The organism is Ruegeria sp. CF4 (assembly GCF_056537345.1).
Genome location: NZ_JBQFRJ010000003.1, coordinates 165,758 through 179,120 on the forward strand (window position 1 = coordinate 165,758; position 13,363 = coordinate 179,120).

Genomic DNA, 13,363 nt, shown 5'->3' on the forward strand with positions numbered 1-13,363 from the left:
TTGCCAAAAAAGGCCGCAGAATCCCTAAAACCAGCGTTTCTGAACGCTTGCAGGCCCCTGATCTCGTCCTTATATACGCCTCGACGCGCGATGGTGTAGTGCTGTCGCGCACATCAATCGGGGGCAGGATGCCGCAACGGGTCCAACCCTCGGGACATCGCCTTGAAGAGAAAGGGATTGAAAATATGGGAAAAGTAATCGGGATTGACCTCGGGACCACCAACTCGTGTGTGGCCATCATGGACGGCTCGCAGCCGAAGGTCATCGAAAACGCAGAAGGGGCGCGGACCACGCCCTCGATCGTCGCCTTCACCGAAGATGAGCGACTGGTCGGTCAGCCTGCAAAACGTCAGGCGGTCACCAACCCCGACAACACGATTTTTGGCGTCAAGCGTCTGATCGGTCGTCGTGTGGATGATGCAGAAGTCGAAAAAGACAAGAAAATGGTGCCGTACTCCATCGTCGATGGCGGCAATGGCGACGCATGGGTTGAGGCCCGCGGTGAGAAATACTCCCCAAGCCAGATCTCGGCCTTCACTCTGGGTAAGATGAAGGAAACCGCCGAGAGCTATCTGGGTGAGGACGTCACGCAGGCGGTTATCACCGTTCCGGCATACTTCAACGACGCCCAGCGTCAGGCCACCAAAGACGCCGGTAAAATCGCCGGTCTGGAAGTGCTGCGGATCATCAACGAACCGACAGCTGCTGCGCTGGCCTATGGTCTGGACAAGGAAGAAACCCAAACCATCGCGGTCTATGACCTTGGTGGCGGTACCTTCGACGTGACCATTCTGGAAATCGACGATGGCCTGTTCGAGGTCAAATCGACCAACGGCGACACCTTCCTGGGTGGTGAAGACTTTGACATGCGCATCGTCAACTACCTGGCTGATGAGTTCAAAAAGGAACACGGTGTCGACCTGTCTGCCGACAAGATGGCCCTGCAGCGTCTGAAAGAAGCCGCTGAAAAAGCCAAGATTGAGCTGTCCTCGACCTCGCAGACCGAAATCAACCAGCCGTTCATCTCAATGGGTTCGAACGGTCAGCCGCTGCACATGGTCATGAAGCTGACCCGTGCCAAGCTGGAATCGCTGGTTGGCGACCTGATCAAAAAGTCGATGAAGCCTTGCCAGGCGGCTCTGAAAGACGCGGGTCTGTCGGCTGCTGACGTGGACGAAGTTGTTCTGGTCGGTGGTATGACCCGGATGCCGAAAGTGATCGAAGAGGTCACCAAGTTCTTCGGGAAAGAGCCGCACAAGGGTGTGAACCCGGACGAAGTGGTTGCCATGGGTGCCGCCATTCAGGCCGGTGTTCTGCAAGGCGACGTCAAAGACGTGGTTCTGCTGGACGTGACCCCGCTGTCGCTGGGTATCGAGACGCTGGGTGGCGTGTTCACCCGTCTGATCGACCGCAACACCACGATCCCGACGAAAAAGTCTCAGGTCTTCTCGACCGCCGAGGATAACCAGAACGCCGTGACTATTCGCTGTTTCCAGGGTGAGCGCGAGATGGCTGCGGACAACAAGATCCTGGGTCAGTTCAATCTGGAAGAGATCCCGCCCGCACCGCGTGGCATGCCTCAGATCGAGGTGACTTTTGACATCGACGCCAACGGTATTGTCTCGGTTTCGGCCAAAGACAAAGGCACCGGCAAAGAGCAGAAGATCACGATCCAGGCGTCGGGCGGTCTGTCGGACGAAGATATCGACAAGATGGTCAAGGATGCCGAGGAAAACGCCGAGGCAGACAAGGCTCGCAAAGAGCTGGTCGAAGCCAAGAACCAGGCCGAAAGCCTTGTCCACGCGACCGAGAAATCAGTCGAGGAACATGGCGACAAGGTCGACCCGTCGACCGTCGAGGCGATCGAACTGGCCGTCGCCGCGCTCAAGGATGAGCTTGAAACGGACAATGCCGACAAGATCAAATCGGGCATCCAGAACGTGACCGAAGCGGCCATGAAACTGGGCGAGGCGATCTATAAGGCGCAAGCGGAAGAGGGCGAAGAAGAGCCTGCCGCCGCCGATGAAGCGCCGGGTGAAGATGACATCGTCGACGCCGAGTTCGAAGATCTGGACGACGACAAGCGTAACTAACGGGTAACCAGGCCAATTTGGGCCGGTCCGGTTGCCGGGCCGGCCCGATTACGTTGAGGCAGAAGGAAATACTGATGTCCAAACGCGACTATTACGAAGTGCTCGGCGTGTCCAAGGGCGCTTCTGCGGATGAAATCAAAAAAGGCTTTCGCAAGAAAGCTAAGGAATTGCATCCCGATCGCAACAAGGACAATCCTGATGCCGAGTCGCAGTTCAAAGAGGCCAATGAGGCCTATGATGTACTGCGCGATGCCGATAAAAAGGCCGCCTATGACCGCTTTGGCCACGCCGCGTTTGAAAACGGCATGGGGGGCGGAGGCCGCCCCGGTGGCGGCTTTGGCGGGCAAGGCGATTTCTCCAGCGCATTCTCGGATGTATTCGACGACCTGTTTGGCGACTTCATGGGTGGTCAGCGCGGAGGCGGCGGACGCCGCGCCGCACGCGGGTCGGACTTGCGTTATAACCTGCGCGTGACGCTGGAAGAGGCCTATGCAGGCCTGCAAAAAACCATCAACGTGCCCACGGCTGTTGCCTGTTCTTCTTGCGAGGGCACGGGGGCCGAAGGTGGTGTCGAACCAACGGCTTGTCCGACCTGTTCCGGCATGGGCAAGGTTCGCGCACAGCAAGGTTTCTTTACAGTCGAACGCACCTGCCCGACCTGTTCCGGTCTGGGGCAGATCATCAAAAACCCCTGTAAATCCTGCGGTGGCGCTGGTCGTGTCGAAAAAGAACGCGCCTTGTCGGTCAACATCCCCGCTGGTGTAGAAACCGGCACCCGCATCCGTCTGGCGGGCGAGGGTGAGGCCGGAATGCGCGGTGGTCCTCCGGGCGATCTTTATATCTTCGTTGAGGTTTCCGAGCACAAACTGTTCGAACGCGACAGCGTAAACCTCTATTGCCGCGTGCCGGTCAGCATGGCCAAGGCCGCGCTGGGCGGATCTATCGAGGTGCCGACCATCGACGGCGGTCGCGGCCGCGTTCAGATCCCTGCAGGCAGCCAGTCTGGCCGCCAGATGCGCCTGCGCGGCAAAGGCATGCCTGCCCTGCGCGGCGGTGGTGTCGGTGATATGTTCATCGAGCTGGCTGTGGAAACGCCGGTCAACCTGACCAGCCGCCAGAAAGAACTGCTGCGCGAGTTCGACGATCTGGGTGAAGACAACCACCCGGAATCCAAAAGCTTCTTCTCATCGGTCAAATCCTTCTGGGATGGCATGAAGGGCTGAACCGTTTCAAAAAAGGGGGCTCTGCCCCCGCCGCCCTTCGGGCGCCTCCCCCGGGATATTTATAGCCAAATGAAGCGGGGGATCCGCTCTTCATCTGGCCCCAAATATCCCGGAGCGCGAGGCAGAGCCTCGCAAAATTCCCTTGATTCTTTGCGCCCCACCTGAGATGGTCCGCGCCAACCGTTGGGGTGCCCTTTCAAGGGGCTGAGAGCTGCTGTTGCATCAACCCATCGAACCTGATCCGGGCAATACCGGCGGAGGGAACGGTCTTACACTGAGCAGACGTTTTCCACGCCTCCGTTGCCCCTAAACAGATGGAGCATGCGGATGGCGCCTATTGCGTTGACAATCGCGGGGTCGGACAGTGGCGGCGGGGCTGGGATTCAGGCCGACCTTAAGGCCATGTCGGCCTTGGGCGTTTACGGTGCCAGCGTCATAACCGCCGTGACCGCGCAGAATACGCGGGCCGTGACGGCTGTGCACGGTATACCGCTCGACGTTATCGCAGCGCAGATCGATGCGGTTCTCAGTGACTTGAACGTTCGGGCCATCAAGATCGGCATGCTGGCCACGCCCGACATTATCCACACGGTGGCGAGTGCAATTTCCGAGTTTGATGGTCCGGTCGTGCTCGATCCGGTCATGATCGCCAAGTCGGGGGATGCTCTGCTGGCAGATGAGGCGGTGCAGACGCTGCGTGAGGTTCTTCTCCCGCGCGCCACCGTATTGACCCCCAATCTGCCTGAGGCCGCGCGCCTGCTTGAGCAATCTGTGGCAGAATCGCCCGATGACATGGTTGCACAGGGACGGGCGTTGTGTGCGCTGGGTGCAAAATCTGTTCTGATGAAGGGTGGACATGGCGCCGGGGATGTCTGTCATGATCTGCTGATTGACGCATTGGGCCCGTTGCACGAATTTAAGGCGCCGCGGCAACACACCAGGAACACGCATGGTACTGGATGTACCCTATCCTCTTCGATTGCGGCTGGACTGGCACAAGGCCTTTCGCTTGAGGGGGCGGTTTCTCAGGCGCATGAGTATTTGCAGGGCGCAATCTTGGCGGCGGATGATCTGAGGATCGGTCGGGGTCACGGGCCGGTGCATCACTTTCATCGGGTCTGGTCCGCGTGACTGTCTGGTCCGTCATAGGGGCAGGCGTCGCCGGTCTTGCGGTGGCCAGTGAGATGTCTTCGCGCGGGGCGCGGGTGCAGGTGTTTGATCCTGGTGGATCTCCGGGTCCGCATGGATGTTCCTGGTGGGCCGGGGGGATGCTGGCCCCTTGGTGTGAGTTTGAAAACGCCGAAGAGCCGGTTTTGCGCCTGGGTCAGCAAGCCATCGATTGGTGGGCGACGCGGACTAGGATGGATCGCCGGGGGACGCTGGTTGTGGCCAATGCCCGGGACCTGCCGGATCTGCGCCGCTTTGCGCGTCGAACGCATGGCTTTGAGGAGGTGGCGCACGACGATATCTCTACGTTAGAGCCTGATTTGCATGGATTTGGTAAAGGCCTCTATTTCACGGATGAGGCTCATGTCGATCCGCGCCAGGCGTTGCAGGACTTATATCGTGACCTGAAAGATCAGGGCGTCACCTTTCATCAGAAACTCGCCCCTGCGCGGCTTGAGAACGCGATTGATTGCCGGGGGCTGCACGCGCGTGAGGTTCTGCATGATCTGCGCGGCGTGAAGGGTGAGATGCTGGTAATCCGCTGCTCGGATGTGGTGCTGACGCGACCTGTGCGTCTGCTGCACCCGCGCATGCCGCTCTATATCGTGCCGCGTGGTGATGGTGTCTATATGCTGGGCGCGACGATGATCGAATCCGAGGACAGCAGCCGGATCACGGCGCGGTCGATGCTCGAATTGCTCAGCGCGGCCTATGCGTTGAACCCGGCCTTTGGTGAGGCGGAGGTGCTGGAGATCGGCGTCGATCTGCGCCCCGCTTTTCCGGATAACCTGCCACGTATCCGGCGCTTGGGTCGGACAATCTATGCCAACGGGCTGTACCGCCACGGCTATCTGCTCGCCCCGGCATTGGCAAAAGGCGTGGCTGATTTGGCGCTTGAGAACAAACATTCGGAGATGGTCGATGAAGATCGTGCTTAACGGCGAGGCGCGCGAAGTGCGGGCCGAAACTCTGACCGAGCTGTTGGAGGAATGCGGTTTTTCGGGCCGCGTCGCCACCGCTGTGAACGAAGATTTCGTGCCCTCCAGCCTGCGCATCGCCCACAAACTGACGGATGGCGACCGGGTTGAAGTGGTCGCGCCGATGCAGGGGGGCTGAGGATGAAGACATTCTATGGAACCGAACTGCCCAACCCGCTGATGCTGGGCACCGCGCAATATCCCAGCCCCGCGATTCTGGAGCAAGCCTTCCGCGACAGCGGGGCAGGGGTGGCGACGGTTTCCCTGCGCCGGGAATCCGGGGCCGGGCAGACGTTTTGGCAGATGATTCAGGACCTTGGCGTGCTGATCCTGCCCAATACGGCTGGGTGCCATACAGTGAAAGAGGCGGTGACTACCGCCCAGATGGCGCGCGAAGTCTTCGACACCAACTGGATCAAGCTGGAACTGATCGGTCACACTGACAGCCTGCAACCGGATGTGTTCCAACTGGTCGAGGCTGCGCGCATCCTGACCGAGGACGGGTTTCAGGTTTTCCCCTACACCACCGATGATCTGATTGTGGGCGAACGCCTGCTTGAGGCCGGGTGCGAGGTGCTGATGCCCTGGGGTGCACCCATCGGCTCGGGTCGCGGGCTGAACAATGAATACGCTCTGCGTGCGATGCGGGCGGAATTCCCCGATGTGCCGCTGGTGATCGACGCGGGTATTGGACTGCCCAGCCACGCTGCGCACGCGATGGAGCTGGGTTATGACGCCGTTCTGCTGAACACCGCCGTGGCTCGCGCCGGTGATCCGGGGATGATGGCCCGCGCCATGATGCGCGCGATTGAGGCCGGGCAAATGGCCCATCAGGCCGACCCGATTGAGGCGCGCGATATGGCGGAACCCTCGACCCCCGTGATTGGAAAGGCCTTCCTGTCATGACACTGGACCGTTTCTATCCGATCTTTGATCACGTGGACTGGCTGCAGCGGATGCTGCCTTTGGGCGTGAAGCTGGTGCAGCTGCGAGTGAAGGACCAGCCCGATGCGGTGGTGCGCGAGCAGATCGCACTCGCACGAGACCTTTGCCGTGCTCAGGGTGCTGTTCTGGTGGTGAATGACTATTGGCAAATGGCCATCGATCTGGGCTGTGACTGGATTCATCTGGGGCAGGAGGATCTGGACGATGCCGACCTTACCGCTATCCGAAAAGCCGGCCTGAAACTGGGCGTTTCAACCCATGACGATGATGAGCTTGAGCGTGTTCTGGCCATGGACCCGGACTATGTCGCGCTGGGGCCGGTCTATCCGACCATCCTGAAAAAGATGAAGTGGCATCAGCAAGGCTTGCCGCGCGTGACCGAATGGAAGGCACGCGTCGGGGACATTCCCTTGGTCGGTATCGGCGGGATGAGCGTTGAACGTGCGCCGGGTGTGCTGGATGCTGGGGCAGACATCGTCTCGGTTGTCACGGATATCACCCTGAACACCGACCCCGAGGCGCGCGTGCGTCAGTGGATCGAGGTCACCAGATGAGCCGCTACGCCCGCCAGACCTTGCTGCCCGAAGCAGGGGCCGAGGGGCAGGCCCGCCTCGCGTCGGCTCATGTGCTGGTCATCGGCGCGGGTGGTCTGGCTGCTCCGGCGCTTCCTTTGCTTACCGGGGCCGGGATCGGGCAGATTACGATCGTCGATGGCGATACCGTTGATCTGTCGAACCTGCATCGTCAAACCTTGTTTACTGAGGCGGACTGCGGGCGCTTCAAAGCGGATGTCGCGGCTGATCGTTGCCGGGCGCTGAATGGCGAGATCGAGCTTGCCGGTCAAAAACAGGCTCTAACAAGCGTGAATGCCGCTTCCATGGTGGCGCAGGCGGATGTGATCCTCGACTGCGCAGATAGCTATGCGGCCAGCTATATCCTGTCGGACACCTGTCTGGCCCAGGGTAAACCGCTGATCAGCGCCTCGGTGCTGGGCCTGTCTGGCTATGTTGGCGGGTTTTGCGGCGGTGCCCCGTCGTTGCGTGCCTTGTTCCCGGACGCACCGGACAGTGGGGCCAGCTGCGCGACCGCTGGGGTTCTGGGTCCGGTCGTGGGCATCATCGGTGCGATGCAGGCGCAGATGACGCTGAACCTGATCCTTGGCATCCAGCCATCGCCGCTGGGTCAGATGGTGCAATATGATGGCCGTACCCTGCGCAGCAGCAGTTTCCGGTTCGACGACGCGCCCGAGCCGAACAGCTGTTTTCGCTTCCTTTCGGCCGACCAACTGACGACAGATGACCAGATTGTTGACCTGCGCAGTCACGACGAAGCGCCCATCCCCGTGCATCCCGGCGCGGCGCGCGTTTCGCCGGATAAACTGTATGAAATAGACCCTAATAATGGCAAACGGCTTGCACTGTGCTGTGCAACCGGCCTGCGTGCATGGCGCGCGGCTGAAAAGATTCAACCGGATTGGCCTGGCGAGATTGTCCTCGTCGCGGCCTCAACCTCGTGAATGAAAAGGAAACGCGAGATATGAAGAAACTGATCGCTGCAATCGCCCTGCTGGCCGCCGCGCCCGCCTGGGCCGAGGACAAGATGACCGTCCTGCTGGACTGGTTTATCAATCCCGACCACGGCCCCATCATCGTAGCGCAGGAAAACGGCTATTTCGCCGAACAGGGTCTTGAGGTCGAAATCGTCCCGCCCGCCGACCCGTCCGCCCCGCCGCGTCTGGTGGCCGCCGGGCAGGCCGATTTGGCCGTGTCTTACCAGCCGCAACTGCATCTGCAGATCCATGAGGGCCTGCCCCTGAAACGCGTCGGCACGCTGGTTGCAACCCCGCTCAACTGCTTGCTGGTGCTGGAAGACGGCCCGATTAAATCGCCCGCCGACCTCAAAGGCAAGAAAATCGGCTTTTCGGTCGCGGGTGTGGAAGAGGCTGTTCTGAGCACGGTTCTCGGCAAATATGGCGTGGCGCTGGATGAGGTTGAGCTGATCAACGTGAATTTCTCGCTTTCGCCATCGCTGATGACCGGTCAGGTTGATGCCGTCATCGGTGCCTATCGCAATTTCGAACTGAACCAGATGGATATCGAAGGTGTCCCCGGCACCTGTTTCTATATCGAGGAAGAAGGCGTGCCGCCCTATGACGAGCTGATCTATGTGGCCAACCCCGAGACTATGGATATCGACAAGGTGACCCGCTTCCTCGCCGCAACCGAGAAGGCGACGCAATATATCGTCAACAACCCCGAAAAAAGCTGGGAGATCTTCTCGGGCACCTCGCCCGAATTGCAGGACGAGCTGAACGCCCGCGCCTGGGTCGACACGCTGCCTCGCTTTGCGCTGCGTCCTGCGGGCCTTGAGGCTGGTCGCTATGCGCGGTTCGAAGCCTTCCTGAAGGACAGCGGCATGATCGACAGCATCAACCCTGTCAGCGACATCGCCATCGACGTGACCGCGCAATGAGCGATTATGGCAAAGCCTTCACGCTGATGCGTGATGCGGCGCAAGGGCCGTGGCGGGACTACACCCGCCACGCTTTTGTCGAAGGGATGAAAGACGGGACGCTGCCGCGCGAGGCGTTCCTGCATTACCTGCGGCAGGATTACGTGTTTCTGATCCACTTCTCCCGCGCCTGGGCGCTGGCGGTGGTGAAATCGGAAACGCATTCCGAGATGCTGACTGCCGTGGGCACCGTAAATGCGCTGGTCGCCGAAGAAATGCAGCTGCATATCGGCATTTGCGAAGCAGCCGGGATCTCGCAGGAGGAGTTGTTCGCCACCCCCGAACGCGCCGAAAATCTCGCCTATACCCGCTTTGTGCTAGAGGCCGGGTACAGTGGCGATCTGCTCGACCTTCTGGCGGCGCTTGCGCCCTGCGTCATGGGCTATGGCGAGATCGGCAAGCGACTGGCGGCCGAGGCGACGTCCGAGACCTATCGCGACTGGATCAGCACCTATGCCGGTGAAGACTACCAGGGCGCGTGCAAAGCGGTTGGCGCGCTGCTGGATGAGGCTCTAACAAGGCGTATTGGGGCAGATTTTGAGGCCTCACCGCGCTGGGAACGCCTCTGCCAGACCTTCCGCACCGCGACCGAGTTGGAGGTCAATTTCTGGCAGATGGGCCTGACCCCATGACCCCGACGCCCGATCTGTCCATCAGCGGCACGGCCACCATCGACGGGGCGACGCTATTCGCTCCGCTGACCCTGACCCTTGGGGCCGGGGCGTGGACCTGCCTGCTGGGTGGATCGGGCGTAGGAAAAACCACCGTTTTACGGCTGATTGCCGGGCTGGAGACCGGGGCCGAATTCTTCGGCCAGATCACTGCCAGCGATGGGCAACCGGTCCCGGATCGGGTGGCCTATATGGCGCAGGACGATCTGCTGCTGCCTTGGGCGACGGTGGCGCAGAATGTCTCTCTGGGCGCGCGCCTGCGGGGTGAGGCGATCGATCTGGACCGTCGTGAGCGCCTGATCGCGCGGATGCGCCTGCAAGATCATATGACCAAGAAGCCCGCCGAGCTGTCAGGCGGCCAGCGTCAGCGCGTGGCCCTTGCCCGCACGCTGATGGAAGACCGCCCCATCGTGTTGCTGGACGAACCATTCTCGGCACTCGATGCCCGCACCCGCGCTGATATGCAGGATCTGGCCGCCGAGGTGCTGCAGGGCCGGACCGTTCTGCTTGTCACCCATGACCCGGCAGAAGCCGCGCGTCTGGGCCAATCGATCACCGTGATGACGCAGCAGGGTCTGACGCCCTGCGACCCCCCGAAAGCTCCGGCCCCGCGCCACGTGGACGATCTTGAAACGCTTGAAACCCAAGGCGCTTTGCTACGGCTGCTGCGTGAGGGGGCGGTATGAAGTACCTCTCTGCCCTCGCCGCGACCCTGTTTGCCCTTGCCATCTGGCAAGGCATCGTCTCGATCACCGGGTTGCCCAAATTCATCCTGCCCGGACCTGCCGTCGTTGCCGAGACCTGGTGGCAGAACCGCTGGCTGATTGCCGAACACACCTGGATCACGGCCATCGAAGTGCTGATCGGTCTGGCCTGTGGCACGCTTCTGGGTGTGGTCACAGCGCTGCAGCTGGCCAATTCGCGGGCGGCGCGCGTGTTGGTGCAGCCGATGCTGGTGTTCACGCAGGCGCTGCCGGTCTTTGCATTGGCCCCGCTACTGACGCTGTGGCTGGGCTACGGCCTCTGGTCGAAGGTGGCGATGGCGGTGCTGATCATTTATTTCCCGATCACCTCATCTTTCTTTGACGGGCTGATGCGGACGCCGCCGGGCTATCTGGATCTGGCCCGAACGATGCAGGCCAGCAAGCGGTCGGTTCTTTGGCACATTCGTATCCCTGCCGCCCTGCCGTCGCTGGCCTCGGGGATGCGGTTGGCGGCGGTTTATGCGCCCATCGGGGCGGTGATCGGCGAGTGGGTCGGCTCCTCGCAGGGGCTGGGTTATCTGATGCTGCTGGCCAATGGTCGTGCAAAGACCGACCTGATGTTTGCCGCGATGCTGACATTGGGCGTGTTTTCGATTGTGCTGCACATGGTTGTCCGCCGCGCCACGGCGCGCATGGCGGGCGAGATGCGTTAACCATTCGGAAACTGATTCTGCGTCAGGGTAGGCCCATGACACAGGACGCCTTTGCCGAAGCCCCCATGCTGTTCGACACAGACGAAGCGCCGGCGCAGCCGCTGCCCGGTGGTCGGTTACCCTCCTACATCAAAGACCACCGCAAGCGGCTGCGCGAACGGTTCATGTCGGGCGGCTCGTCTGCGATGCCGGATTATGAACTGTTGGAGCTGGTCCTGTTCCGGTCCATCCCCCGGCAGGATGTGAAACCGCTGGCCCGGCTGCTGATGGATGCATTCGGCGATTTCAACCGGGTGCTGACTGCGCCCGAAGAACGGCTGCGCCAGATCAAGGGCGTCGGGGACACCGTGATCACCGATCTGAAAATCCTTGAGGCCTGCGCGCATCGCATGGCCCGCGCAAGGGTGATGCAGAAGCACGTGATCTCGGGTTGGGACGCCCTGTTGGACTATTGCCACACGACGATGGCGCATCGCGAGATTGAGCAGTTTCGCGTGTTTTATCTGGATCGCAAGAATGCGCTGATCGGGGATGAGGAACAGGCCAAAGGCACCGTCGATCACGTTCCGGTCTACCCGCGCGAGGTGGCCAAACGCGCGCTGGAGCTCAACGCTTCGGCCTTGATCCTGGTTCACAATCATCCGTCAGGCGATCCGACGCCCTCGCAATCGGATATTGATATGACCAACCGGATACAGGATGCCTGCTCGGCGCTGGGACTAACCCTGCATGATCATCTGATCATCGGAAAATCGACCGAGCTGAGCTTCCGCTCGCAAGGGTATCTGTGACGGTTACTGCACCCAGACCTCGACTCGGCGGTTTACCTTGCGGCCCCATTCGGTGTCATCGCAGGCCATTGGCATGGCTTCGCCAAAGCCCTCGGTCGTGATCTCGACACTATCGGGCATGCTGGTTTCAACCGCAGCCAGTACCAAATTGCGAACGGTCTGGGCACGCCGCAGGGCGATCCTCGTATTTGCGTCGGCACCGCCCACCCCGTCACTGAACCCGACAAAGCTCAGCTTGCGCACGTCCAGAGCGCCGCTTTCCAATGCCTGGGCCAATTGCAGAATGTTCGAGCGTGACTGGGCATCAGGGCGGGATGACCCCGGCTCGAACCGGAAGGACAGCGACAGTCGGGTCATCGGGCGCAAGACCTCGATCATGCGTTGCAGCGCGTCCAGACCGACCTCGGTGCCGCCGGTTGCGATGGCGTTGGCCAGCCGGTCGCCCTGCAGGCCAAGGCGGATGGCTTCGGGCGACTGATCGACAAATCCGGCCTGCCGGATCACCAACTGCGCCTCGGGGCTTTGCGTATAGGACAAAAACTGCCGCGCGAGTTTGGGCAGGCGGTGTTGTGGCAGATACAGGAACATCGGCGCGGTCAGCGGGTAATCTTCGGTCTTTACCGATTGGCGCGTCGCCATGATGGCATGACCACATCCGCCGGCCAGCGGCAACACGCGCGCAATACCGGTCTCGGCAAGGCTGGCAATACCAATGGCAAATGGGTCGTCCGAGACCACGCGCACCAGATCGCTGTTGCGGGGATGACGCGTGATTGCCTCGGCCAGCGTGGCATCCACTGGCTTCATAAGCAGATCGTCCACCGCTTGTGCCAGCCCCGATCCGGGCACCGTAAGGTTCAGCGCAATCGGCGCGTCCGGCCCGCCCAGATCAGCCCAGTTGATGATCTCACCCGCAAATACCCGCGCCAGATCAGCGGCCGAGATCTGCTGTACCGGATTATCCGCAGACACAACCGGCACCATTGCGTCCAGCGCCAGAACGCGGGATCTGCGCGGATGGGTCAGGTCACCCAGCCCTGCCTCACGTGTCAGGTCCTGCTCGGTATCCCGTATCTCGCGTTGGGCCAGAACGATATCCGTGGTGTTTTCGACCAGATCGACAAAGCCTTGCCCGGTATCGGTTGCGCGCAGGATCAAGCGGGCCAGCGGGGCCTGCCGATCCGGCTGGTGCAGCGCATAGGTGGTTCCATCCTGTGAATGCGCAACCTCAAGCGCTTCTTGCGCGGCAAAGCCCCGAATCAGCGCAGGCAGCAGCGTTTCGGCCATGACAGATGCGCCGGACATGCGAATCTCGGCCACGAAATCGGTCAGGTTGGGGCAGGCGGGGCCGTCACATGTTACACCCGAGCCGTCGACCGTCAGCTCTCCGAACTGGGTGTCGACCCGGTAGAATTCGCCATCATAGCCCAGCAAAGTGCCCACCACCTCAACCTTGCCGTCATGTGAGGTCAGGGTGATGTCCTGCGCGATTGCACCCGTTGCGCCGGGCAAGACAAATAGCGCAGCTATCGCCGCACGAAAAAATGTCATGAGGAAGTGTCGACCTG

Annotated in this window: 14 protein-coding genes and 1 riboswitch; of the genes, 13 read left to right on the top strand and 1 reads right to left on the bottom strand. The window is 61.1% G+C overall.

Annotation, left to right across the window (positions count from 1 at the left end; all coding sequences use genetic code 11):
- The first annotated feature begins 185 nt into the window (after positions 1-185).
- The 13 genes from dnaK to radC all read left to right on the top strand — a co-directional run bounded on the left by dnaK (position 186) and on the right by radC (position 11,795).
- The gene (gene dnaK / locus ACR0NF_RS09690; RefSeq protein ID WP_480778164.1) at positions 186-2,093 is read left to right on the top strand and encodes a molecular chaperone DnaK; all 1,908 of its coding nucleotides are present in this window, start codon (positions 186-188) and stop codon (positions 2,091-2,093) included.
- Positions 2,094-2,167: 74 nt separating this feature from the next.
- Entirely contained in the window at positions 2,168-3,316 is a 1,149-nt protein-coding gene (gene dnaJ / locus ACR0NF_RS09695) for a molecular chaperone DnaJ (RefSeq protein WP_480778165.1), read from the top strand.
- 174 nt (positions 3,317-3,490) lie between these two features.
- Positions 3,491-3,596: riboswitch (TPP riboswitch) on the top strand.
- Between the two features lie 47 nt (positions 3,597-3,643).
- Positions 3,644-4,447, top strand: a complete 804-nt coding sequence (thiD, locus tag ACR0NF_RS09700; RefSeq protein WP_480471938.1) for a bifunctional hydroxymethylpyrimidine kinase/phosphomethylpyrimidine kinase — start codon at positions 3,644-3,646, stop codon at positions 4,445-4,447.
- Positions 4,444-5,421, top strand: a complete 978-nt coding sequence (locus ACR0NF_RS09705; RefSeq protein WP_480471370.1) for an FAD-dependent oxidoreductase — start codon at positions 4,444-4,446, stop codon at positions 5,419-5,421. Before thiD ends, ACR0NF_RS09705 begins: the two co-directional genes overlap by 4 nt.
- Positions 5,405-5,599 carry a sulfur carrier protein ThiS gene (thiS, locus tag ACR0NF_RS09710; RefSeq protein WP_480471371.1) on the top strand — a complete coding sequence of 65 codons (195 nt, stop codon included), beginning with the start codon at positions 5,405-5,407 and terminating at the stop codon, positions 5,597-5,599. The genes ACR0NF_RS09705 and thiS overlap by 17 nt, the downstream gene beginning before the upstream one ends.
- A 2-nt stretch (positions 5,600-5,601) precedes the next feature.
- Entirely contained in the window at positions 5,602-6,366 is a 765-nt protein-coding gene (locus tag ACR0NF_RS09715) for a thiazole synthase (RefSeq protein WP_480471372.1), read from the top strand.
- Positions 6,363-6,959: a thiamine phosphate synthase gene (locus tag ACR0NF_RS09720; RefSeq protein WP_480471373.1), complete on the top strand. Its 597-nt coding sequence runs from the start codon at positions 6,363-6,365 to the stop codon at positions 6,957-6,959. Before ACR0NF_RS09715 ends, ACR0NF_RS09720 begins: the two co-directional genes overlap by 4 nt.
- Complete coding sequence (locus ACR0NF_RS09725) at positions 6,956-7,921, top strand: ThiF family adenylyltransferase (RefSeq protein ID WP_480778166.1); 966 nt, start codon at positions 6,956-6,958, stop codon at positions 7,919-7,921. The genes ACR0NF_RS09720 and ACR0NF_RS09725 overlap by 4 nt, the downstream gene beginning before the upstream one ends.
- Positions 7,922-7,941: 20 nt before the next feature.
- On the top strand, positions 7,942-8,877 hold the full coding sequence (locus tag ACR0NF_RS09730) for an ABC transporter substrate-binding protein (protein WP_480471375.1): 936 nt from the start codon (positions 7,942-7,944) through the stop codon (positions 8,875-8,877).
- Positions 8,874-9,548 (top strand): thiaminase II, encoded by a 675-nt coding sequence (tenA, locus tag ACR0NF_RS09735; RefSeq protein ID WP_480778167.1) that lies wholly within the window; start codon positions 8,874-8,876, stop codon positions 9,546-9,548. Before ACR0NF_RS09730 ends, tenA begins: the two co-directional genes overlap by 4 nt.
- Entirely contained in the window at positions 9,545-10,273 is a 729-nt protein-coding gene (locus tag ACR0NF_RS09740; protein ID WP_480778168.1) for an ABC transporter ATP-binding protein, read from the top strand. Before tenA ends, ACR0NF_RS09740 begins: the two co-directional genes overlap by 4 nt.
- Positions 10,270-11,004, top strand: a complete 735-nt coding sequence (locus ACR0NF_RS09745; protein WP_480471378.1) for an ABC transporter permease — start codon at positions 10,270-10,272, stop codon at positions 11,002-11,004. The genes ACR0NF_RS09740 and ACR0NF_RS09745 overlap by 4 nt, the downstream gene beginning before the upstream one ends.
- 35 nt (positions 11,005-11,039) lie before the next feature.
- A complete protein-coding gene (gene radC / locus ACR0NF_RS09750; protein ID WP_480471379.1) occupies positions 11,040-11,795 on the top strand; it encodes a RadC family protein in 756 nt (251 codons plus the stop codon).
- Between the two features lie 3 nt (positions 11,796-11,798).
- Here the strand turns inward: radC and ACR0NF_RS09755 are convergent, their stop codons facing one another.
- Positions 11,799-13,346: a phosphate ABC transporter substrate-binding/OmpA family protein gene (locus ACR0NF_RS09755; RefSeq protein WP_480778169.1), complete on the bottom strand. Its 1,548-nt coding sequence runs from the start codon at positions 13,344-13,346 to the stop codon at positions 11,799-11,801.
- Positions 13,347-13,363: the final 17 nt, after the last annotated feature.